At 58.0% G+C, this 22486-nt stretch carries 22 protein-coding genes and 1 other RNA gene; 8 read left to right on the top strand and 15 right to left on the bottom strand.

Annotation, left to right across the window (positions count from 1 at the left end):
- Positions 1 to 36 precede the first annotated feature (36 nt).
- A complete protein-coding gene (locus H7C18_RS00610) occupies positions 37 to 603 on the bottom strand; it encodes a TlpA family protein disulfide reductase (RefSeq protein ID WP_185127064.1) in 567 nt (188 codons plus the stop codon).
- A 152-nt stretch (positions 604 to 755) separates the two neighbouring features.
- Between H7C18_RS00610 and H7C18_RS00605 the strand changes: the two genes are divergently transcribed.
- A complete protein-coding gene (locus H7C18_RS00605; protein WP_185127063.1) occupies positions 756 to 2072 on the top strand; it encodes an MFS transporter in 1317 nt (438 codons plus the stop codon).
- A 73-nt stretch (positions 2073 to 2145) separates the two neighbouring features.
- Positions 2146 to 2607 (top strand): M67 family metallopeptidase, encoded by a 462-nt coding sequence (locus H7C18_RS00600; protein ID WP_185127062.1) that lies wholly within the window; start codon positions 2146 to 2148, stop codon positions 2605 to 2607.
- On the opposite strand, the gene H7C18_RS00595 is transcribed toward H7C18_RS00600, so the two are convergent.
- The 3 genes from H7C18_RS00595 to H7C18_RS00585 are packed head-to-tail and all read right to left on the bottom strand — an operon-like array spanning position 2604 to position 5790.
- Positions 2604 to 3338: an exonuclease domain-containing protein gene (locus tag H7C18_RS00595; protein WP_185127061.1), complete on the bottom strand. Its 735-nt coding sequence runs from the start codon at positions 3336 to 3338 to the stop codon at positions 2604 to 2606. The genes H7C18_RS00600 and H7C18_RS00595 overlap by 4 nt on opposite strands.
- On the bottom strand, positions 3335 to 4393 hold the full coding sequence (locus H7C18_RS00590) for a DUF294 nucleotidyltransferase-like domain-containing protein (protein WP_185127060.1): 1059 nt from the start codon (positions 4391 to 4393) through the stop codon (positions 3335 to 3337). Before H7C18_RS00590 ends, H7C18_RS00595 begins: the two co-directional genes overlap by 4 nt.
- A 20-nt stretch (positions 4394 to 4413) precedes the next feature.
- On the bottom strand, positions 4414 to 5790 hold the full coding sequence (locus tag H7C18_RS00585) for an ammonium transporter (protein WP_337912620.1): 1377 nt from the start codon (positions 5788 to 5790) through the stop codon (positions 4414 to 4416).
- Positions 5791 to 6181: 391 nt separating this feature from the next.
- On the opposite strand from H7C18_RS00585, the gene H7C18_RS00580 reads away from it, so the two are divergent.
- On the top strand, positions 6182 to 6649 hold the full coding sequence (locus H7C18_RS00580; RefSeq protein ID WP_420481821.1) for a MerR family transcriptional regulator: 468 nt from the start codon (positions 6182 to 6184) through the stop codon (positions 6647 to 6649).
- 34 nt (positions 6650 to 6683) lie between these two features.
- A complete protein-coding gene (locus tag H7C18_RS00575) occupies positions 6684 to 7367 on the top strand; it encodes a zinc metallopeptidase (RefSeq protein WP_185127059.1) in 684 nt (227 codons plus the stop codon).
- 86 nt (positions 7368 to 7453) lie between these two features.
- Here the strand turns inward: H7C18_RS00575 and gltC are convergent, their stop codons facing one another.
- Both gltC and H7C18_RS00565 read right to left on the bottom strand, forming a co-directional pair.
- The gene (gltC, locus tag H7C18_RS00570; RefSeq protein ID WP_185127058.1) at positions 7454 to 8356 is read right to left on the bottom strand and encodes a glutamate biosynthesis transcriptional regulator GltC; all 903 of its coding nucleotides are present in this window, start codon (positions 8354 to 8356) and stop codon (positions 7454 to 7456) included.
- 39 nt (positions 8357 to 8395) lie between these two features.
- The gene (locus H7C18_RS00565) at positions 8396 to 9007 is read right to left on the bottom strand and encodes a rhomboid family intramembrane serine protease (protein WP_185127057.1); all 612 of its coding nucleotides are present in this window, start codon (positions 9005 to 9007) and stop codon (positions 8396 to 8398) included.
- Between the two features lie 117 nt (positions 9008 to 9124).
- Here H7C18_RS00565 and tpx point away from each other — a divergent pair, with 117 nt between their 5' ends.
- Positions 9125 to 9643 (top strand): thiol peroxidase, encoded by a 519-nt coding sequence (gene tpx / locus H7C18_RS00560; RefSeq protein WP_185127056.1) that lies wholly within the window; start codon positions 9125 to 9127, stop codon positions 9641 to 9643.
- A gap of 259 nt (positions 9644 to 9902) precedes the next feature.
- On the opposite strand, the gene H7C18_RS00555 is transcribed toward tpx, so the two are convergent.
- From H7C18_RS00555 to cshA, 4 genes are all read right to left on the bottom strand, one after another.
- Positions 9903 to 10286 (bottom strand): DUF1499 domain-containing protein, encoded by a 384-nt coding sequence (locus H7C18_RS00555; protein ID WP_185127055.1) that lies wholly within the window; start codon positions 10284 to 10286, stop codon positions 9903 to 9905.
- Between the two features lie 82 nt (positions 10287 to 10368).
- Positions 10369 to 10551, bottom strand: a non-coding RNA gene (gene ssrS, locus H7C18_RS00550) — 6S RNA.
- Between the two features lie 44 nt (positions 10552 to 10595).
- Positions 10596 to 11363 carry a YesL family protein gene (locus H7C18_RS00545; protein ID WP_185127054.1) on the bottom strand — a complete coding sequence of 256 codons (768 nt, stop codon included), beginning with the start codon at positions 11361 to 11363 and terminating at the stop codon, positions 10596 to 10598.
- A 35-nt stretch (positions 11364 to 11398) separates the two neighbouring features.
- Positions 11399 to 13066 (bottom strand): degradosome RNA helicase CshA, encoded by a 1668-nt coding sequence (gene cshA / locus H7C18_RS00540; RefSeq protein WP_185127053.1) that lies wholly within the window; start codon positions 13064 to 13066, stop codon positions 11399 to 11401.
- Between the two features lie 301 nt (positions 13067 to 13367).
- Here cshA and H7C18_RS00535 point away from each other — a divergent pair, with 301 nt between their 5' ends.
- The gene (locus H7C18_RS00535; protein WP_185127196.1) at positions 13368 to 14168 is read left to right on the top strand and encodes a YitT family protein; all 801 of its coding nucleotides are present in this window, start codon (positions 13368 to 13370) and stop codon (positions 14166 to 14168) included.
- A 113-nt stretch (positions 14169 to 14281) separates the two neighbouring features.
- The gene (locus tag H7C18_RS00530; RefSeq protein ID WP_185127052.1) at positions 14282 to 15466 is read left to right on the top strand and encodes a putative glycoside hydrolase; all 1185 of its coding nucleotides are present in this window, start codon (positions 14282 to 14284) and stop codon (positions 15464 to 15466) included.
- A 102-nt stretch (positions 15467 to 15568) separates the two neighbouring features.
- Here the strand turns inward: H7C18_RS00530 and pfkA are convergent, their stop codons facing one another.
- The 3 genes from pfkA to H7C18_RS00515 form a co-directional block, all read right to left on the bottom strand.
- Entirely contained in the window at positions 15569 to 16537 is a 969-nt protein-coding gene (gene pfkA / locus H7C18_RS00525) for a 6-phosphofructokinase (protein ID WP_185127051.1), read from the bottom strand.
- Between the two features lie 58 nt (positions 16538 to 16595).
- Positions 16596 to 17621, bottom strand: a complete 1026-nt coding sequence (locus H7C18_RS00520; RefSeq protein WP_185127195.1) for a tetraprenyl-beta-curcumene synthase family protein — start codon at positions 17619 to 17621, stop codon at positions 16596 to 16598.
- Between the two features lie 83 nt (positions 17622 to 17704).
- Complete coding sequence (locus H7C18_RS00515) at positions 17705 to 18055, bottom strand: hypothetical protein (protein ID WP_185127050.1); 351 nt, start codon at positions 18053 to 18055, stop codon at positions 17705 to 17707.
- 160 nt (positions 18056 to 18215) lie between these two features.
- Between H7C18_RS00515 and H7C18_RS00510 the strand changes: the two genes are divergently transcribed.
- Positions 18216 to 19376 carry an MFS transporter gene (locus H7C18_RS00510; protein ID WP_185127049.1) on the top strand — a complete coding sequence of 387 codons (1161 nt, stop codon included), beginning with the start codon at positions 18216 to 18218 and terminating at the stop codon, positions 19374 to 19376.
- A gap of 339 nt (positions 19377 to 19715) precedes the next feature.
- Here the strand turns inward: H7C18_RS00510 and H7C18_RS00505 are convergent, their stop codons facing one another.
- A complete protein-coding gene (locus tag H7C18_RS00505; protein ID WP_185127048.1) occupies positions 19716 to 21056 on the bottom strand; it encodes a hemolysin family protein in 1341 nt (446 codons plus the stop codon).
- 275 nt (positions 21057 to 21331) lie between these two features.
- Positions 21332 to 22390 carry a cation diffusion facilitator family transporter gene (locus H7C18_RS00500; protein WP_185127047.1) on the bottom strand — a complete coding sequence of 353 codons (1059 nt, stop codon included), beginning with the start codon at positions 22388 to 22390 and terminating at the stop codon, positions 21332 to 21334.
- Between the last annotated feature and the right edge of the window lie 96 nt (positions 22391 to 22486).

Below are 22486 nucleotides of genomic sequence, written 5' to 3'. Positions count from 1 at the left end.
CGGTCCCGCGATGAGCGGCGGAACCGGAGGTTTTGTTTAAGCTTCGGCGATGACTTCATCCAGCATTTTCTCCCAGTCAGCCAGCTTCTGCGGCCCTTCCAGCCGGTACCGGACGACCCCGGTACGATCGATGATGAAGCTGATCGGATAAGAATACACTTTGTAATCGTCGCCGACGTCCCCACTCTTATCCATCAGAACCGGGAACTGAATGTCCTTCTCCTTTACGAAATCCTTGGCCCCCCGCACCGTATCGTACTTCGTTTCGTTGACTGCGTATAAATCGACTTTGTCTTTGTATTTGTCGTACAGCTTTGCCAGATCGGGAGCTTCCACGTCGCACGGTCCGCACCAGGAGGCCCAAAAGTTGACGATCAGCACCTTATCCCGCTTGCCCCCAACCTGATAATCTGTCGTATCGTCGATCGACCTAAGCGTAAATGCCGGAGCCGGCGATCCCTCGAGCGGTTTAGCCGCAACCGCCGTCTGTCCGTTTCCGGCGGTTACATTCGATTTCGCGTGGTTCCGGCCGGGCCAGTTAAAGGCCAGGATGGCCGCGATCGCGATAATGCCCAGGCTCAAGATGACGATGTTGCGTTTCATGCCATTCCCTCTTTTCCGGTATTCATCCCATTTTCTTATCTTACCTCAATTTGCTTATCGGTTCCAATCGGGAAGAATGAGGGCGGAATGCGCCCGAAAGCCAACGGGCACATTAACGTCGTTATGCATCCATTCCTTTAAGGAGGAGCCCCATGGCAGCCTCGTCAAAATCCAAAAACCGCCTAGAGGTCACGTTTACCAGCGAATTGACGCAGGGGAAGCGCGCTTCGGGGCGAAGCTCCGAAGGGACATCCGCGTCTTCCGCCGACAGTTCCGCGAAAAGCAAAATATGGGAATTCATCGCGCTGGCAACCGTGCCGCTCGTTCTCGTATTAGGTAATTCCATGCTGGTGCCGATCCTTCCGACCTTGAAGCGGGAACTGCATATTTCGTCGTTTCAGAGCAGTCTGGTCATCTCCGTCTTCTCCATTACGGCCGGGGTCATTATCCCGATCGCGGGTTACTTCTCCGACCGCTTAAGCCGCAAGGCGGTCATGATTCCCGCACTGGCGTTCTTCGGAGCAGCCGGCTTTCTGTCCGGCCTGGCGGCGATCTGGCACTCCTACGGGCTGCTCATGGCCGCCCGGGCGGCACAGGGAGTCGGAGCGGCGGGAACGACGCCGATCGTCATGGCTCTGGTGGGCGACCTTTACAAAGACGGAACGGAGAGCAAAGCGCTTGGCTTGATCGAAGCCTCCAACGGAAGCGGCAAAGTCATCAGTCCCATCCTCGGTTCCTTGCTGGCACTGATCGTCTGGTACGCCGCCTTTTTCTCCTTTCCCGTTTTTTGCGCCTTGTCCATCGTCGCCTTGCTTGTGTTTATCAAAGAACCGAAGCGCGACGCAAAGCCGTTGCCGCTCAAGCAATATGTGCACAAAATCGGAACGATCTTCTCCAAAAACGGCCGATGGCTGCTCATCTCGTTCTGGGCCAGCGCGGCCTCCATGTTCATTTTGTTCGGCGTGCTGTTTTTCCTTTCCAACATTTTGGAGGACAAACCTTACTCGATCAACGGCGTGAAAAAAGGCTTCGTGCTCGCCATCCCTCTGTTCGGAATGGTGCTCACGGCTTACATTACGGGCAGCGTCATTCGCAAAAACGGCGTGCTGATCCGCTGGCTGATGAACATCGGCCTGGCGCTGATGGTCGTCTCCCTATGTCTAGCCATCTGGCTCAACCATAATCTGTACATCTTTATCGGCTTGCTGACCGTCAGCAGTATCGGTACGGGCATGCTGCTTCCTTGCTTGACGACCATGATTACCGGCGTGGTGGAAAAAGCCGAAAGAGGCATGATCACGTCTCTGTACAGCAGCCTTCGCTTTATCGGGGTCGCGTTCGGGCCGCCTCTGTTCGGATGGATGATGAACATCTCGCAGCGCACCGTCTTTATCTCCGTTACCATTTTGTCCGCCGTGACGCTTGCGCTTGTTTTCTTCTGGGTCAAACCCGCCAAGCAAGTCAAATAACCGAGCGTTGCGGTGAAGAGGAAGTTCCGGCATACTGGAGCTAAAGCCCGTCTCGAGGAGTTGTCCGGATCCCATGACGATATCGCCCAGTCCGCTCGAACCTGTCGAATTCGTTACGATCTCCCGCTCTCTGCGGGACGATCTGATCGCATATGGCCGCGGGCGCCTTCCCTACGAAGCCTGCGGCCTCTTGCTCGGCCGCCGAGAAGGCGGCTTCGTCGCCGTTAACGGCCTCGCCCCCGTTCGCAACGCGCATCCCCGTCCGGAGCGAGCGTTCCGCTTCGCTCCGGATGACTGGATTCGCGCCGCATATGCAGCACAAAGAAACCGACAGCAGCTTGTCGGTTTCTTCCATTCCCACCCCGGCGGCGGCCTCGCCCCCAGCCGCTCGGACGAGGAGGGCTGGACGGGCGGCGGCGTCTGCGCCATCGTCGGCCTGGCCGCCGGCACGCCCGGCGGCCTCGACCGGGTGGCTGTATACGAGCCGGATCCGCGAACGTCCAACTGGCGTCAGGTTCCGATCCGGACGATCTAACGGCTCAAATAGGCGTACAGGTCTCCCATCGTCACGACTTGCCTGGATTGGATGATCCGCAAAAACTGGAACCACAGCTTCGCCGTCATCACCGAATCGTGAAGCGCGTGATGGCGGACGGTCACTTCGACGCCGTAATCCTCCAGCAATTCGTCCAGCCCGTAGCTCGCCCTTTTCGGTTCCAGCCACTTCGCGACCATCATCGTGTCCAGAACCCGGTGGGTCAAGTGGATTTTGGACGTTTTCCACAACGCCGCGTTCAGGAACTGCTTGTCGTGGCCGCTGGCATGGGCGATCAGCACCCGTCTCCCGCAGAAATCCATAAAGTCGTGAAGCCCCTGCATCAGGTCGGGAGCCTGCTCCGCCATCTCGTTCGTAATGCCGGTCAGCTCGACGATGTGCTTCGGCACGGAACGGCGGGGATTGACCAGCCGGTAGAACGGCTCCGCGTCCTCCAGTTCTCCGCCCTTAATCCGCACCCCCCCGATCGATAAAATCTCGTCGCCGTTGTACGGATGGAACCCGGTCGTCTCGAGATCGAACACGACGGCTTCCATCTCCGCCAGCGGCGTCTCCAGCGCCGACTCCTTCCGCTGCTCGCGCGACATCGCGCGGATCAGCGCCATCTGCTGGGCGTTCGAAGACCCCAGCATGGAAGCGATCGCCGGCGTGATGCCGCCCATCTTGTACAAATGCCACATCCGGCCCATCGGGCTTTTGGGCTCTTTCAATGATGCTCACCTCCGCCGAAGCGGTTTCGCAACTCCCTCTCGAGCCGTCTTTGCAGCTTGCGCACCAGACTCAGCGCTTTTTTCAAAGGACGCTTCCGTTCGGGCATCAAGCGGCTGGCCGGGAACTTGCCGGTTCCGATCCACTGCCCCTCTTCATCCTTCTCCACCGCGCGCAGCCTCAGTTCCAGGAACAAGGCGAACGCTTCCGTCGACTCCTTCTCTTCCTGTTCCGTAAGCAAATTCGCGGCCCGAAGCGCCCGGATCCGGCCGAGCGTGCTCGTCTCGCGAATGCCTGCCCGAACGGCCAGCAGCCGGAATACGTTGACCATCGGAATGTACGCGCCGTATTTGATGTCGATGCTCCCCGCAGACTCCCCGTACCGTTCGGTGAGCAGCTGCCCGAACACGCCGACCAGCGCCTTGTGGCGAAGCGTGTTCTCCATCATGCGCCGGGCGATCACGGGATGAACCTCGACATCCCTGCCAAAACGAGCCCGCCATCGCTCGCCGATGGCTTCATCCCCGTACACCGTTCTTCCGTCGGCCACGATCAACAAATACCGGACGTGTTCCCAGCTCGGCTCTTCGAACCATGTATTCAGCTTCCGCTCCCAGCCTGACTCCGGCAGACACCATTCCGGATTGGAGGAAAGCACGTTGCCTTCGCAAGGGGGATAACCCGTCTCGATCAAAAATCGGACCACCGTCTCCGCAAGAAACCGAAAATAATCCCGCGCCCGTTCCGCCTCATCATCTCCCGGAGGATCCTCGTACACGAGGCCGCTGTCCTGGTCGCTGCTCATCGTCTGTTCGCTGCGCCCCCCGCTGCCGAACAGCATATAGGCGTAAGGCACGGGAGGAGCGCCATGCCCCTGCCGTGCCGCTTCTTCTTCCGCGAGCTTAACCGCCCTTGCGATGAGCCGATCGTGAAGATCGTTCAGATCTCGCATCAGCTCGATCACCGAAGAGGAAGAGAGAACCTCCCGCAAGCGGTTCTGCTCTTCTTCCCTGATTTGCCGCAATCGTTGTGTCGTACCGGCATCGGCGATTGTCAAGGGACCACTTCTCCTCTAAATTACATGGATGTTACGTTCGTCTTTTTCAACGCTTCCGGATACCCGTAGTTGCCGTGTTCGCTCAGGTCGAGACCGATAATTTCCTGTTCTTCCGTGACGCGCAGGCCGATTACTTTCTTCACGATCCACAGGACCACGAACGATGCCGCGAAAGCGAATCCGCCGCAGACGACAACCGATAAGAATTGGACCCACAATTGATGGCCTCCGCCGCCGTAGAACAGTCCCGCTTGACCGACGCCGACTTGCTCGACGAGCGCTTTGGTTGCAAAGAATCCGTTCGCCAGCGTTCCCCAAACTCCTGCCGCGCCGTGTACGGACATCGCCGCGATCGGATCGTCGACTCTGATTTTCTCGAAGAACATTTGGCACAGGAAGACGAGCACGCCCGCTACCAGACCGATGACGACGGCCGCCCAAGGATCGACGAACGCGCAGGAAGCGGTAATGGCGACAAGTCCGGCCAGCGCGCCGTTCAGCGTGACGCCGATATCGGCTTTGCCCTTGACGAGCCAGGAGATCAGCAGCGCCGCTACCGCGCCGCCGGCTGCGCCGAGCTGCGTCGTAAAGGCGACGTAACCGAAAAATCCGTCGCCGACCGAGACCGCGGAACCGGCGTTGAAGCCGAACCAGCCGACCCACAGAATCAATACGGCAAGAGAGGTAAACACTTGGTTATGGCCGAGAATTTCGTTGGCGGAACCGTCCTTGTTGAACTTGCCGATCCGCGGCTTCAGCAGGATCGTCGCCGCGAACGCCGCCATGGCGCCGGTCAAGTGCACGACCGTCGAGCCGGCGTAGTCTTGCGCCCCGTCTTCGGCCAGCCAGCCGCCGCCCCAGATCCAGTGAGCGATGACCGGGTAAATAACCGAACCGAAGATGAGCGTGAAAATCAGGTAAGCCGACAGTTTGGCGCGTTCCGCGAACCCGCCCCACGCGATCGACAGCGATACGGCCGCGAACGCGAGCTGGAAGATGAAGAAGATGGTGGTCGGATAGCTGTCTCCGTCGCTTCCGACGATCGCCGGGTTGAAGAAGAAGTTGCCGAGCCCGAGAACTTTGTTCAAGCCGTCGCCGGCATCGCCGCCGAACGTAAATCCATAACCGACCGCCCAATACACCAGCGAGACGAGGCCGACGGTGAAGATCGTCTTGCCCGCGACGTGGCCGGCGTTCTTCATGCGGGTGGAACCGGTCTCCAGCAGAATAAACCCGCCTTGCATGAACAGGACCAGAATTCCCGCAATCAGAATCCAAAGCGCGTTAAGTCCCATGTCCAGCATCGTGTTCGTAGGGCCATCCCCATCCGCCGCGAAGGCCATCGAAGGAAATAACACGAGCAGCGCGCCCAACGCAATCAAACTTTTCTTCACCACAACCGACCACTCCCTACATGTAATGTTTCATAACGTAATAAGAAAGACTTAGTGCCATTATAGTAAGATGTTCATCATTTGACAATATACTTTTCAAATTAATCGGAGGTAAAATGCAAAAAAATCTAACATTTATGATTTCACTCCCTTAGAATGTATGGGTTAGAAGCGCTTTCATGGAAGATCAAACGGAATTCGGGTCATTTTTTCCTACATTGGGACATAAAAGCGCGATATTGGCAATTGTTCATAACATGCATTTGTGTGAGATTTAATTCCATTAGGTTCGAAGGCCTACCCCGATCTCGGCCATCCGGCAAAGCATGACGTTTGACTGTATGGTTGCGGATTGAGTATATTAAAATAAGAAGGTTACAAGCTGCGAAAGAAGGTGAATGCCATACGTCACGGATCGACGGAACCTCAGCGGAATCTCTACCGGATCGGCGAACTGGCGAGGATCTCTGGCATCAGCCCTCGAACCATCGATTACTACACCGGCTTGGGTCTGCTTACTCCCGTTAAGCGCTCCGACGGAAATTATCGTTTATATGACGATGAAACTTTGGATCGAATTCGCCGTATTGAACATTTGAAGGCGCAGAAATTTTCGCTTGAGGAAATCAAAGATCAGTTCGCTTCTTTAAATCGGGTTACCCCGAACGAGCAAGTATCGCGCAAGCTGGCGGATTTGCAAAGTCATCTGTCTCAGTTGGAGCGGGAAGTGAAGGAGCTGGAGCCGGTACTGGAGCAGCTCAAGCCGTCGCAGGCCAAGCGGCTGTTCCGGGCCATTTCGCCCCAGACCGCAGCCTGCATCGAAGCGCTTCTGCTTCTTCTGGGCAAGAGCAACCTGATGTAGAGCGAACCCAATACGGTACGCGGAGGGACTTGCCATGTTTTTTCACCCGATGGACTTTCTGATTATTATCGCGTTCCTGCTGTCGCTCTGGGCGCAGTTCCGGGTCAGCGGCACATTCAACAAGTGGGCCGAAGTTCCGACGACGAGCGGCATGACCGGCTACGAAGCCGCCAGGCGAATGCTGGACCGCAACGGGCTCCACGACATCTCGATCGAGCCGGTGCAGGGCAAGCTGTCGGACCATTACGACCCGATCCACCGAGTGGTGCGGCTGTCCGAACCGGTATACTACGAGAGCTCAATCTCGGCCGTCTCGGTCGCCTGCCACGAAGTCGGACACGCGATTCAGCACAAGCAGCACTACCCGATGCTCGTCCTGCGCCATCGGATGTTCCCGGTGGTCCGCTTTGCCTCCGGCATCGCGCCGTTTCTGCTGATCGCGGGATTCCTGTTCCAGTCTTTGAACATGATCGGCCTCGGCATTATTTTCTTCTCGGCCGCGGTCGCCTTCCAGCTCGTCACGCTGCCCGTCGAATTCAACGCCAGCAGCCGCGCACGGAAGGTCATGGTCGCCGAAGGCTTTATTACGAACCAGGAAGAGCACGGCGTCGCCAAAGTGCTGAACGCCGCCGCGCTGACGTACGTAGCCGCCGCGCTCATCTCCCTGCTGGAGCTCGTCAAATACATCATGATCTTTACGAGCAACCGGGACGATTGATGCCTGACGAAGCGCATAACAAAAACCGCCGATCCAAGGGGTCGGCGGTTTTATTTTGGGTGTTGCCCGATATTCGTAAGATTTGCTTACCTTGGGTTCATGTCGCGGAAATAGTCCAGCAAAAAGTCATGGAACAGCCGGACGACCGTCGAGGGCTTCTCGCCCGCGCGGCGGATCAGAGCGATCGTGCGGGTAACGCCCGGGTCTTTCAGCTTGACGATCGCGGGCATAATGATCGAGCTCGTATGGCTGAGCGCCATCTCGGGAAGCAGGCTGACGCCCATTCCCGCCGCGACCAGGCCGCGAATCGTGTCGGTCTCCTCGCCTTCGAAGCCGATCCGCGGCACGAATCCTGCCGCCCTGCATGCGTCCCACACGATCGGGCGCAAGGAGTATCCGTCGCGGAACAGGACGAACGTATCCTCTTTCAGCTGGCTAAGCTCGATCTCATCTTCCCCGGCAAGCGGATGGTTCAGCGGCAGAATGGCGTACAAGCTCTCCGTCAGCACGATCTCGCCGCAGACGCGTTCGTTCTTGTCCGGCAGCGGGGAGATGAACGCCAGGTCCACCTCCGCTTCGATGACGTCGCGAATGAGCGAAGCGAACATCCCTTGCTTGAACCGGAACTTGACGTTCGGATGCCGGAGCCGGAAAGCGGCGATTACTTGCGGAATCAGGTGAATGCCCAGGCTATGGGGAAAACCGAGCCGAATCTCGCCGAGCTCAGGGTCGAAAAATTCGTGAATCTCATCCACCGCCCGGTCCAAATCCTGCATGATGCTCTCGACGCGTCTCAGGAACAGCTGGCCGACCGGCGTCAGCTGGACGTTCCGCCCTTTCTGCATGAACAGGCTGACGCCAAGCTCCTCTTCCAGCCGGTGAATCTGGCGGCTGACCGCCGATTGCGCCACATGCAGTTCCTCCGCAGCCTTGGTCACGTGCTGCATTCTGGCCACGTGAACGAAATATTGCAATTGCCGTAGCTCCAACTTACATTCCGACTCCTTTCCGTATTGCCGCCTTGCCTCTTACGCGCGGCCTAGCGGTTTGCCGAGCAACCGATAAAGAACGAAGCCGGCGGCCAATCCCCCGATATGGGCCCAATAGCCGATATGCGGCACGAGGAACGAATAGATCAGTCCCGTGATCAGAATGCCGTAGACCGTCGTGCGCGAACCCGAATCCAGCAGATCGCGCTGGAACAGGCAGATGTACAGATAGGCCCCGTAAACGCTGTATATGGCCGTAGAAGCGCCGACCCCCATCCAAGGGCCCGACGCCAGCCAAACGGCCGCCAGATTGCCGAGAACGCCGGCTAGGAGGTAGAACGCGGCATATCGCCAGGACCCGAATATCTTCTCGAGCGGCGGCGCGAACACGAACAAGGCGAAAAGGTTGAACAGCAGGTGGCTCCACCCGCCATGCAAAAACAACGCGGCAACGTAGCGCCAGAAGCCGGAATATTCCGGCACGTTCGTGATGGCTCCTAGCTTCAGCAAATTGTCCGTTCCGAATGCGCCGTTTACTCCCCCGATGATAAGCTCGATCGCGAACATCGCGATGCATGCCAGCAGGATGATCGTATTGACCGGGTACAGGCGCACATACTCCCGCCCGCTCTCATATCGCAAAAAGATCAAACGGCCCACTTCCTTCCCTTAGCGGCGGATGCCCGTTTTCCGGATATTGGACAACCGCAATTCCCAACGCTTATAATAAATGCGTTAAACCAAACCTTGAAGGAGGTTCTCCGAATCATGAGCCAAGAACGCACGAACGTCGCTACTTTTAAGGGCAATCCCCTTACGTTGATCGGCCCCGAACTGAAGGCCGGCGACCAGGCTCCCGCTTTCCAGCTGCAGAAGAACCTGCTTGAAACGTCAACGCTGCAAGATTACGCCGGCAAAGTGAAGCTGATCAGCGTCGTCCCGTCCATCGACACGGGCGTCTGCGACATGCAAACCCGCCGCTTCAACGAAGAGGCAGGCAAGCTGGGAGAAGGCGTCGTTATTCTGACGGTCAGCGCGGATCTTCCGTTCGCACAGGCCCGCTGGTGCGGCGCCGCCGGCGTCGAGAACGTCGTCATGCTGTCCGATTACAAGGACAACAGCTTCGGTAAATCATACGGCGTACTGATCAAAGAGTTCCAACTCGATATGCGCTCCATCTTCGTGCTTGACGCGAACGACAAGATCACGTATGTCGAAGTGCTTAAAGAAATGACGGAGCATCCGGACTACGACGCCGCCATCGCCGCCGTAAAAGCTCTGATATAAAATAATCCCCCAAAAGTGACGTGAAGCTCTGCAGCCGAATCCGAATACTTTTGGGGGAGCCCCCGAAAATCAATTCCCAAAAGTGACGCCAAGCTCTGCAGCCGAATCCGAATACTTTTGGGGGAGCCCCCGAAAATCAATTCCCAAAAGTGACGCGAAGCTCTGCAGCGGATTTCGATTCCTTTTGTGGGGAGCCCCTCTACGCAACGAAAGCGAGGAAAGGCGAAGGCCTTCCTCGCTTTCTATGTTTGCATGGCCGTTACACTCTGTAGGCAGAAAGCTTCCGGTCGAGCACGGCATAAATTTCTTGAATGACCCGATAATTGGCGCCCAAGTCCCCGAGTGAGCCCCGCGATGCGGAATAGATGTCGACCGCGGACGAACCGGGACCCGTTCCCACGATCTGCACCGTGATGTCCATCGTCCGTCCCGCCATCGAGCGTTTCTCCATGACGATCTCCCCGATCGTCGGCACTTCGTGGAGCACGCGATAGCCTTGCATCTTCTTCAGAACCGATCCGACCTCTTCCCAGGCCCGATCCTTCGACAGTCGGTAATAGTGGGACTTTAGTTTGGGATCCTTCGCCTTGTCCCCCGTATGTTCCTGACTTCGAAATAATCCGATGAGCATTCGCTTAAGCAAAATACACTCTCTCCCTCCGGGTGCCAATGCGCTACAAACTATCATACCACGCTTGTCCCGGGGATAAAAGCGTATGCACAGAAAAAAACCCGCCTATGCCGTTCGACGCGCAAGTTTCTGAACCCGCTCTCGCAGGTGGGTGTCCGCAGCTTGGCTTATTGGCGTCCCGTTTCGCGGGCATGTCAGCGGCCAAGCGATGTAGGTCTCCCGTAGAAACAGCATTGGTTCAAAACAATTATCGTCGTCACGAACATCGCAGGAGGTAAAACCATTATAGGACGGTCGACGGCAAAAGTAAAGCCGCGGCGATCAATCGCCGCGGCCGTTCTTTTCTTCGTCATCGCGCATCGGAGAATCCTCGATGGGCAGCTCGTCCTCTTCATTGCCGGCCTTGGCCTGCATCTTCTGAATCGTCTGGTAAAAGTTGAAAAACGCGACGACTGCGATAATGCTTCCCATAAAGAACGGAATGAGGAAGGTGAACTTGAACAAGCTGATGTACAGGACGAAAGCGCTCACGATCGCCGTCGATAAGGAACGAAGCGGCCGGCCGATCGTCAGAATAACCGCATTCTTGATCAGCTGGAACGTCTTCATGTGGAAATGAGACAGCATCGAGAAAAATTGGAACATCGAGATGAACAGCAGCAGCATGAGCGCCAGAAACAGAATCGCGAGCACGCCGAAGCCCGGCATGTTCTTCAGGTAGACGCGGTAATCGATAATGAGAACGGCGAATAAAACCGCATACAACAACCCGCCGATCATCGCCTGCAAGTAATTCTGCTTGTAGCTGCGGAAGAACGTCTTCAGCAGCGGCGCGTCCGTATCGCCCATTACCCACTTCCGGGCGACCGAGAACATGGCCGAGGTCGCCGGGAACAAGGTAAACGGGGACAGGATGGCGATCAGAATGAATGTTTGTACGAATTCATTCGTCGTCGTCGAATGGAGCAGCAGCAAAGCCAGAAACCAGACCGGTATGGAACAGATCACCCATAGAACGTTGGTGACGGCCAGCCGCATGATCCATTCGGAGATTTTGTAGAAACCGCCCATCATGCCCCGCATTTCCATGACGGATTCCTCCTAGGTGACGTCGTTAGTGGCTGTTAAATGTTGACGTAATCTTCGTTGTGCGAGCGAGTGCCGCGAGAGTCGTCGCGCCGTTCGCCGCGGCCGGAGCCGCCGCGGGACGAGCTTCCGCGATAACCGTCGCCGCTGCGGTAGCCGTCGCCGCCCCGATAGCCGTCGTCGCGACGGCTGGAGCCGCCTTGATAAGGCTTGCGGTATCCGCCGCCGCCGCTGCCGCCGCTACCGCTGCCGCCGTAGCTGCCGCTGCGTCCTTGGCCGCCGTAACCGCCACGGCCTTGGCCGCCTCCGCTGCCGTAACCGCCCCGCCGGCCGCCATAGCCGCCGCTGCCGCCGCGACCGTCGAACTTGCGCTTCTTCGAGCGAATCGGATCTTCCGGCGTCAGCTCGACGTCGACGTCCTTCTTGTCGCCCGTGAGCAGCTTCATAGCCGCGGACAGCAGTTGAACCGAATCGTACTGCTCCAACAGTTGTGCCGCCACCCATTTGAATTGGGCGGACTCGTCTTCGTTGCCGACGGCGTCGATGATCCGTTCGGCCACCACGCGCTGCTTGCCTTCCATCGCTTCCGCCATCGTCGGCAGCGGCTTCTTCGAGATGCGGTGGCGAGTCACCTTCTCGATGAAGTGCAGATGGTCGATCTCGCGCGGCGTAACGAACGTCCAGGACGTCCCTTCCTTGCCGGCGCGTCCGGTCCGGCCGATCCGGTGCACGTAGCTCTCCGGATCCTGCGGCAGATCGAAATTGATGACGTGGGTGACGCCGGAAATGTCGAGACCGCGGGCGGCCACGTCGGTGGCGACGAGAACGTCGATGCTGCCGTCGCGGAACTTGCGCATGACGGCGTCGCGCTGGTTCTGCGACAGATCGCCGTGCAGACCGTCGGCGGCGTAGCCCCGCTTCATCAGCGCCTCGGACAGCTCCGCGACGCGGCGCTTCGTCCGGCCGAAGATGATCGCCAGTTCCGGCGGCTCCATATCAAGCAGACGGCACAGGCCGTCGAACTTCATCCGTTCTTGAACCTCGATGTAGAATTGCTGAATGTTGGCATTGGTCGTTTGCGTCTTCGGAATCATGGAGATGTGCTCCGGATTCTTCAGGAACTGCTGGGCCAGCCGCTGGATGTTCGGCGGCATCGTCGCCGAGAACAGCAGCGTCTGCCGCTCTTCCGGAACGAGTCCGAGAATCGTCTGGATATCGTCCATGAAGCCCATGTCGAGCATTTCGTCCGCTTCGTCCAGCACGACGGTCTGAACGTCGTCGAGGCGGATCGTCTTGCGGTTGATGTGGTCGAGCAATCTGCCCGGCGTTCCGATAATGATCTGCGGCTTGCGGCGGAGGCCGCGAATTTGACGGCCGATATCTTGACCGCCGTAGATCGGCAGAGATCGGATTCCTTTGAAGCGTCCGAGCTTCTCGATCTCTTCGGCGACTTGAATGGCGAGCTCGCGCGTCGGCGTCATGATCAAAGTGACGATGCGGTCTTCGGATACGGAAATCTTGCTGATAAGCGGAATGCCGAATGCGGCTGTCTTGCCGGTTCCTGTCTGGGCCTGACCGATCATATCTTTACCGCTCATCGCGACGGGAATCGCATGGGATTGAATGGGGGTGGGCTCTTCGTAACCCAGTTCCGTAATGGCTTGAAGTACGTCGGACTCCAAACCGAATTCTGAGAATGTGCTCAAATTGTTTTCAAACTCCTTCTGTATTGGGCCTTCGGTTAAACGGCTTCCCAAAAAAATATACAGTCTATTATAACACAAACCGCATTGGAAACTCCAGTCATTTTCACAACCGCCAGGACGGATTCCGCCCGGAGACCGTTCCTCTTGCAGCTTGTTCCGCGCAAGCCGATGGCTAGCCTCCGCGCATTAAGGCTCTCCCTTACATACGGCCGCCGCCATAGGGTACCCTAAATGCCAAATTCGGATAAGGAGGGCTGCCGTCTTGCGTGATCGGAGCACCATCCTGCTGCATCTGGGCTTGATGGCCGTCTGTTCGGCCAGTATCGCCGGCGGGTTCGAACTGTTCATCATCCCCGAGGGGCTGCTGAGCGGCGGTCTGTCCGGCGTCTCCATCCTGATCGGTTACGTGACCGGCTGGAATATCGGCTGGCTGTACCTGATTCTGAACATCCCCGTACTGGCTTGGGGAATGTTCGTCCTGGGGAGACGGTTCGTCCTTTACAGCCTGGCTTGCGTCGTCTTCACTTCTGCCTTCATGCAGTGGATTCCGGCGAACCGGCTCACCGACGAGCCGCTCCTGTCCTCCGTCTTCGGCGGCGTATTGGTCGGAGCCGGGACGGCTGTCGCGCTGCGGTACGGCGGTTCGTCGGGGGGCTTCGACGTCGTCGCCTCGATTATTTCCCGCTACCGCGACTTGCCCGTGGGCGTCCTGATCTTCATCCTGAACGCGGTCGTCCTGATCGCCCTGTTTTTCTACAACCGCAATTGGGATACCGCCCTTTATTCTATGCTGTCGATCTTCGTGACGGGAAGAGTAATTGACGCCGTTCATACGCCACACCGCAAAGTGACCGCCTTTATTGTCACCAATCGGACGGACGAATTGGCTGCCCGCCTTCTTACCATACCACGAGGAGTGACAATTCTCAAAACCCGGGGCGCTTTTACCCGCGAAGAAAGGGACATGCTGATGACCGTCACGACCCGCTACGAGCTCGCGGAACTGCGTAAGCTGGTGCGGGGGCTCGACCCGAAAGCGTTCGTCAATATCGTACAGACGGTCGACGTTATCGGACTGTTCCGGGGACGCCGTTCTTCCTGAGATGCATAATTCCCCTTTTTTCGCCGAATTCGCGCAAAATCCTCCAAAATACCTGTGTCTCCTCTTCCCGAACCCGTTTATAATTGGGTGAAAAAGCTTCGGGAGAGGGTATCGTGAACGTTTTTTTGACATTGTTTTGGCTGCTTCACGCCGCAGTAGCCGGGCAAGCCGGGCAAGTCGGGCATGACCAGGCCAAGTCCTCGCTGCTCGGCAATGTCTGGCATGCCGCCTTGCAGGCTTCGCAGAAGGGGCAATCCGGCGGCGCAGCTAGCCCTGCGGAGTCCGGCGACCCGGGCGATCCGCAGCCGGACGCACCCAAGGTCAAAGGAATTTACGTAACGGCATACAGCGCCGGCGGTTCGCGCCTGTCCTCTCTGCTCGGCCTGGTGGACAAGACCGGCCTGAACGCCATGGTCATCGACATCAAGGACGACAACGGGTACATCACGTACAAGACGGACAATCCGGAACTGACGAAGATGGGAACTCCCAAATCGTTCATTCCCGACATCGGCAAGCTGCTGAACACGTTGAAAGCGCATCAGATCTATCCGATCGCCCGGATCGTCGTGTTCAAGGATACCGTGCTGGCCAAGAATCATCCGGAGCTGTCGTACGTCACCGGCAGCGGCGCCGTATGGCAGAACGGCAATGGGGACAGCTTCGTCAACCCTTACCGCAAGGAAGTATGGGATTACAACGTCGCTATTGCCAAGGAGGCGGCCCGGCTCGGCTTCAAGGAGATCCAGTTCGATTACGTCCGGTTCCCGGAAGGATTCGAGAAAAAAGCCGACAGCTTGAAATTTACGAAGACGGACGAGAGCAGGGTCGACATCGTATCCGATTTCGTCAAGTACGCCAAGCAGCGGCTCGCGCCGCTCGGGGTGCGGGTGTCGGTCGACATCTTCGGCTATGCCGCCTCCGTTCCGGCCGCCGAAGGAATCGGCCAGGACTTCGTCAAGATCTCGAACGGCGTCAACGTCATCAGCCCGATGATCTATCCGAGCCATTACGGCGCCGGCTGGTTCGGTCAGAAAGATCCGGACAAGGCACCGTACGCGACGATCAAAGGGGCAATGGCCGACACCCGCAAAAAGCTCGATCCGCTCGGCGGCAAGCAGCCGATCATCCGCCCGTGGATCCAGGATTTTACCGCCAGCTGGCTCGGCAAAAGCCATTATATTCCGTACGGAGCCGCCGAAGTGGACGCCCAGATCAAGGCGCTGAAGGAATCCGGCGTGAACGAATTCCTGCTGTGGAACGCCGGGAACAAGTACACGCCGGAAGCCCATTATTAGTTGCGAAAGCGCTGATCCCCAACAAAAAAGCTGCGCCGGTCGCGCGAACGCGGCGGCGCAGTTTCTTTATTCCAGGGAAAACCGCGAGACAAGTGCGGCGCATTACTGCGCTAGACGAATGGCCAGATTGTATAAATTCAGGTCAAAGTCTTTTTTCGTCGAGACGACTTTGTCGATATCGGTCGTCACCGGCTCGCCTTTGATGATGCCGCAAGCTTTGCCGGAATCCCCTTCGGTCAGCTTCTGGACCGCGAAGTCGCCCAGACGGCTGGCCAGAATCCGGTCGTTGTGCGTCGGCGTGCCGCCGCGCTGGATATGGCCGAGCACCGTCACGCGCGGCTCGATGCCGCTATGCTCGGTCATCTCCTTGGCGATGTTCTCGCCGCTGCCTGCGCCTTCGGCTACGATGACGATACTGTGGCGCTTGCCGTTCTGGAAATTCTCCTTCATGCGCTGCGAGATTTCGCGGATGTCGAACGGCACTTCCGGCACGAGAATCGACTCTGCGCCGCTCGCCAGGCCCGCATAAAGCGCAATATCGCCGCAATGGCGGCCCATGACTTCCACGACGGACGAACGCTCGTGCGAAGTCATCGTGTCGCGCAGCTTGTTGATCGCGTCCACCACGATGCTGACCGCCGTGTCGAACCCGATCGTAAAATCGGTAAACGGAATATCGTTATCGATCGTTCCGGGCAGACCCATCGTTTTGATTCCCAGCTTGCTCAGCTTATTGGCTCCCTGGTACGAGCCGTCTCCTCCGATGACGACGAGGCCGTCGATGCCGTTTTTGCGCAGCACCTCGGCTCCGCGCTCCTGGCCTTCGGGAGTCAAAAATTCTTTACAGCGGGCCGTTTGCAGAATCGTGCCGCCCCGCTGGATAATATCGCCGACGCTGCGAAGGTCCATCGGGCGCAAATCTTCGTTGAGCAGCCCTTGATAACCCCGTTGCACTCCGAACACTTCCAGTCCGCGATAAAGCGCGCTCCGCACGACCGCGCGAACCGCGGCGTTCATTCCTTGCGAGTCTCCGCCGCTCGTCAGCACGGCAATCTTTTTTACTGCGCTCATTCCAGTTCCTCCTTCAAATTCTCGGCGCGGCTGCCAGCGGCTTCAAAGCCCGCGCCCCTTACATCGCTTTGCGTATGAAATGGCTGTTAAACCAGAAGAACACCCTCGTCCAAGGACTTCCCTTCATCAGCAGCCGGGCCGCCCTGCGCACGTTCTGCTGCCCCCTGACTTTGGGATCCGACAGGTAAAGCGCGACCAGCCCTTCGACGATCATGCGGTGAAAGCGGGAAAACGGCAGCTCGTCGGCCGATTTCCGAGCCGAGCGCACCATTCTCTGCAATCTCTCTTCCAGCTCTTCCTGGCTGTCGTAATAGCTGCAGAAGTTCAAGTCTCCGCCCACTTCGTCCTCCGCCTGGTCGATCAGATAATCGAGCAGAATGTGCAGGCCGTTGATCGCGGGAAAATAGCTTCGCATGATCGCTTCGCCCTCTTCGGGCCGAAGCGTCTCGTCGCTAGCCGCCACAAACAGCATGAACATGCCGAGCGTCGAACCGGTGGCGGCCGCGAATTCGTTCCATTTGAGCTCGGGATAGTCGGCGGAATGACGTTCCCACCAGGCGAGCAGCTTCGGCTCGCGCTGGTCCCGCGCGATATGCTTGTACACTTGCAAATCCCCATACAAAGAGACGAGGCGCCGAACGCCTTCCTTAACTTGCCCGTACGAGGGCAGCGCTTCGGCGCACGATTGGCAGCGTCGAACGAGCGCGTGCAAATAACCGCCGTCATCCTGCTCGTTCCTGAGCGCGTAATAGTTGCATAGAGACGCTCCGGGCGTGACGGCATCGAGCATGCTGCGATGAAGCAGACGGAAATCGTCCGGGTCGAGGGAAGTGCTGCGATCGCACAAATTGTCCAGGTAGTCGCTGATCGTCTGCAGAGCGACGATGAACGGAATCAGCACCCGGCGGCTCTCCAAATTGGCGGCCGCATAAACCGCGCCGCCCTGGCAATGGAACTCCTTGGCCGTCATGCTGTCCAGCGCCTGCCTCCTCAGCTCGGGGTCGGGAATCGCTTCCGCCCGGCGGCGCCAAGCGCCGAGTTCCGTCTTCACATCGGGCAGGATGTATTTGTACACGCGAACCATCAAGGCGACCGGTCCGCGAGGAGAACGGCCGGCCAGCAAACGATCTTCTGTCAAAACGGTACCTCCAGCAACGCTTGAGAGCTCTAGGCATGCCTCCGAGTCTCTTCTTCGAAATCTTGTTCGGTACGATACCAGATGTTAAGGTCGTTGATTCGGCTCGCCAGCTCGGCGATCTCCGAATTCAGGCGGCAGGACCGTTCGAAGCTCTCCTCCTCGAACAACCCGTCCTGCAATCGGCGGATTTCCGCCTCGAAGCCGATCACCCGGTCCGGAATCCGGCCGCGGATCGTCTCCCATCGCTCCAGGACGGCAGCCTGCTCCTCCGGAGACATCGCCTCCCATGGCAGCGTAAACCGGGGAAGGGCGATCCCCAGACGGGCATCCGTCGCAAACTGGCGTTCCGCCCAGTTCCGCTTGTTACTCCATTCTCCCATGTTCAGCCCCTGCTTCATACATCATTCTCTAATTTATCATTTCAACTAAGCTAAATCCAGTGAAAAAGTGTTGAAAACGGCCCCGAAGCCCGCCGAACCTGCTATAATACTCGGGTATGCCTAACGGGCTTAGGGACTTACGAACAGGAGAAACGCGCATATGGGAAAATGGCAGTCGAATCCGGCTCAGCTCGGAGTGCTCCGCAGCCTCCATTTCATGAATTATTCCACGATGGTGCTCGTCGTCACCTTTTTCCCGCTTTACTTCGACGATATCGGATTTACGAAGCTGCAGATCGGCGCGGTTTACTCCATCGGTCCGATGCTGTCCATCTTCTCCAACCTTCTGGCCGGCTACGCCGCCGACAAGACCAAAGCGCTAAACCGCGTGCTGACGATGATTTTCCTCGGCCAATTGATCGCGCTCGGCCTCTTGCTGCCCCAGCGGCAGTTTACCGCGATCGCGTTGTTCATGGGCGTATTCTACTTTTTCCAAACTCCCGTCAATTCGATGATGGACAGCGTCTCGCTGCTCGCCGCCGACCGGATGAAACGCTCGTTCCCTTCGATCCGGATGTTCGGCTCGCTCGGGTACGCCGTGGGCGCGCTGGGGTTCGGCTTCCTCCTCAAAGCGACCGGTTCGGATTGGACGATGATCCTCGCGCTCCTGACCGTCGCGGGGTCTCTTGTCCTGTCGCTGGCGCTCGGCAATTTCCAAGCCACGATGAGAAAGTTCGAACTGGGCGGGTTATGGTCGATTCTGAAGCGGAAGGAAACCGTCTACTTCTTTGGCCTCGTGATACTCGTATCGGTGGCCCACCGGATGAACGAAAGCTTCCTCGCCATCGCCATGCGCGAACATGGCGCAAGCAGCTCGATGATCGGCGCCGCCTCGCTCGCTTCGTCGGTGAGCGAAATTCCGATGTTTTTCCTGCTCGCCAAGTACGGCCACCGCTTTCGAGAGCTGCCCTTGCTGGCCGTCGCCAGCATCATGTACATGATCCGGCTGTTCCTGCTCAGCATCGCCAGCGAGCCGGTCGCCTTCGTGCTGCTCCAGCTCATGCACTGCGTCACGTTCGCCATCTACTACATTACGGCGCTGCGCTACCTGCAAGCGATCGTTCCCGACGAATTCCGCTCCTCCGGCCAGGCGCTGTTCGGCATGGTGTGGACCGGGCTCGCGGGACTGATCGCCGGTACGGCCGGCGGCGCGCTTTACGACGCGTTCGGCCTGAGCGTCGTATACCGCATCGGCTCGGCGTTCGCGCTGGCCGCGGCAGTCGGCTTCCTCGCCGCTCACTTTCGGCGCCAAAGGGGTTGACCCTGTCGCGGTGGCCGTGGTCGGCCCCGATCATTCGGCACTTTCCGTCAAAATCCCTTTCGCTCAGGAATATCGCCTCACCCGTCTCCATGTCTCGCACGCCGGCTGCCCCGCCGCTCGCTTGAACATCCGCCTATTGCAGAAACGTCCCTATCTAAGTAAGCACGCCCAGGTTGCGGCCGGGCCTGAGGGAAGGGGATTTCGAAGAAAAGGCAAATAGGCAGAGCAAAAAAGGGTGTCCCAAAAGGTCATTTTCATAACCTTTTGGGACACCCTCCGATTTCTTTCGACCTTATGCAAAAGAAGGCGTTTCTTGGCGACTTCTTATGATTCTGACTCTCAGCCGGTCTCCGCCTGAGGCTCTTCCCACGTCTTGTTCTCCTCGCGGATGACCTGAATGCGGGAGATTCGGAGATGGTCGGTCTCCTCGATCACGAAGCGGAATCCATCCTCGATCTCGACCGCCTGGGCCCGCTTCGGCGGGATCTCGATCTGCGAGTACATCCAGCCGCCGATCGTGTCGTAATCTTCCGTCGAAATGTCGAGGCCGAAGAAGCTGTTCACTTCCTCGATCAGCATCAGACCGTTGATGGAGTACGTATCGTCGTCCTTCTTCTCCAGATCGGGACGCTCTTCGTCGAATTCGTCCTGAATCTCGCCGACGATCTCCTCCATGATATCCTCAAGCGTCACGAGACCGGACGTGCCGCCATACTCGTCGATCAGAATCGCGATCTGCGATTTGTTCTTCTGCATCAGCTTCAGCAGAGAGCTGATCGGCATGCTCTCCGGCACCGTCGTGATCGGCCGGATCAGCTTGCGGATGTCCTGGACGGAATCGTCCGTCGCTTTGAGAATATCCCGGATATGGACGAAGCCGATAATGTTGTCCTTGTCGGTCTCGCATACCGGATAACGGGTATGCATGCCGCCGAGCGCGATCTCCTTGTTCGCCGCGAACGACTGGTTGGCGTAAAGGCAGCTCATCTCCGTCCGCGGAATCATAATCTCGCGCGCGTTCGTGTCGGCAAAGTCGAAGATGTTGTCCACGAGCGTCAGTTCCGTGTTATCGATGAGTCCGCTTTTGTGGCTCTCTTTCATCAGAATCCGAATCTCGTCTTCCGTATGGGCCGACGAGATCTCGTCCGCAGGCTCGATGCCCGCCACCTTCAGCAAGCCGTTCGCCATTCCGTTCAAGAGCCAAATAAACGGGCTCATGACCTTGCGGAATGCGATGAGCGGCATGGCCGCCCACAGCGTAACCGTCTCGGCTTGCCGGATCGCCAGCGTCTTCGGAGCGAGCTCCCCGAGCACGATATGAATGATCGTAATCAGGGTGAAGCCGATCACGAAGCTGACCGGGTGAACCCAGCCGGCCGAAAGGCCGAGCGAGTGGAACAGCGGCTCGATCGCCCTGGCGATCGCCGGTTCGCCGATCCAGCCGAGTCCGAGCGAGGCGAGCGTGATGCCGAGCTGGCAGGCCGAAAGATAGGCGTCGAGATGTCCGGTCAAGTGCGAAGCGAACCGGGCCCGCTTGTTCCCTTCCTGCACGAGCGTGTCGATGCGCGTTCCGCGCACTTTGACCATGGCGAATTCAATCGAGACGAAAAAGCCGTTCAGAAACACCAATAAGACGATTAAGACCAAGTCCACCGCTAGCGGAAAAGGGTCACTGTCCAAACGCCCCCTACCCTCGGCAAGAGGATAGGTACACCTCCTTTAGGAAAGAAAAGATAAAAAATGGAAATCCATCGAGTTTTCGCTTTATTTTAGCTTAGTCGATCCAGCCTTGGAACGTCAAACGCCGATTCGCCGCGAAAACGGACGCGACGCCGATCATGAATCCGCTGGGATCGCGTCCCCGGCCGTTTTTTCCCGTTCCATCGGCTCATATCCTCTCATACCCGCTCATAAGGACTCTCTAACCGATAGAAGCGAGTCCTTCGCCCGCCGCATCAAACTTTCAGCGGACGATGGCAATCCACGGAATGTTCGATCTGGATGGTGGCGTGGGAAATGCCGAAGCGATCTTCCAGCAGCCGGATCGCGCTCTTCAGCAGCTCCTGGCCGTCCGAACGACCGTCCGCGAGCAAATGGCAGCTTAAGGAATTCAGACCGGACGTGATCGTCCATACGTGCAAATCGTGCACGTCCAGCACGCCGGCCAGCCTCTCCAATGCGCCTTTGATCTCGCCCGGATCGACGCCGTCCGGCGTCCCCTCCATCAGAACGTGCAGCGTATGGCGGATGACGCCCCATGCGCTGCGCAGAATAAGAACGGAGACAATGACGGAAATGACGGGATCGAGAATCGTCCAGTCCAGCAAATAAATGAACAAGCCGGCCAGGAGCGCGCCGACGGAGCCGAGCGCGTCGCTCAGCACGTGAAGGTAGGCGCTTCTGAGATTGACGTTGCCGTGAACGTCCCCTTTCCGCATGAGCGCCCAAGCGCTCCCCAGATTGGCGGCCAGCCCGATGAAAGCAATGATCATCATCGGCAATCCTTCGACCTCCGAGGGGGACGCCAGCCGGCCGATCGCCTCCCAGACGATCCAGCCCGCGATGGCGAACAAGGCGACTCCGTTCAGCAGCGCGGCCAAGATCTCGAAGCGGTGATAGCCGTAGCTCTTGCGCAACGTCGCGGGCCGCGAAGCGTAATGAGCCGCAAGCAGGCTGAGCAGAAGCGCGCTGACGTCGCTCAGCATATGGCCGGAGTCGGACAGCAGCGCCAGACTGTTCGTAAGCAGCCCGCCTACGAATTCCAGCACCAGGATGACGGACGTCAGCGTCAGGGCGATCGCAAGCCCCTTGCGGTTGCCCGAAGGATCGAAATGGGCGTGTCCATGGTGATGGTGACCGTGAGGATGGCCGTGCTCTTGATGATGTCCGTGCCGATGCCCGCCGTCGGTCCCGTAGGGATGGGAATGCCCCCGATCGCTTTCATGCCCGTGATCATGGCCGCAATCATGACCGCGATCGGTGGCTTGGTCCCGGGTTTCGTTCGCTTCGCTCATTCGCCGGGCCTCCTTTCCGCTACGTCTAACCGTAAAAAGTACGTTTATTGTGTCCATATATGATCATATGCTCATATAAATATTATGTCGGGCCAT

It is taken from the genome of Cohnella zeiphila (assembly GCF_014212055.1).
Taxonomy (GTDB): domain Bacteria; phylum Bacillota; class Bacilli; order Paenibacillales; family Paenibacillaceae; genus Cohnella; species Cohnella zeiphila.
This window is presented reverse-complemented; position numbering and strand designations above follow the sequence as displayed.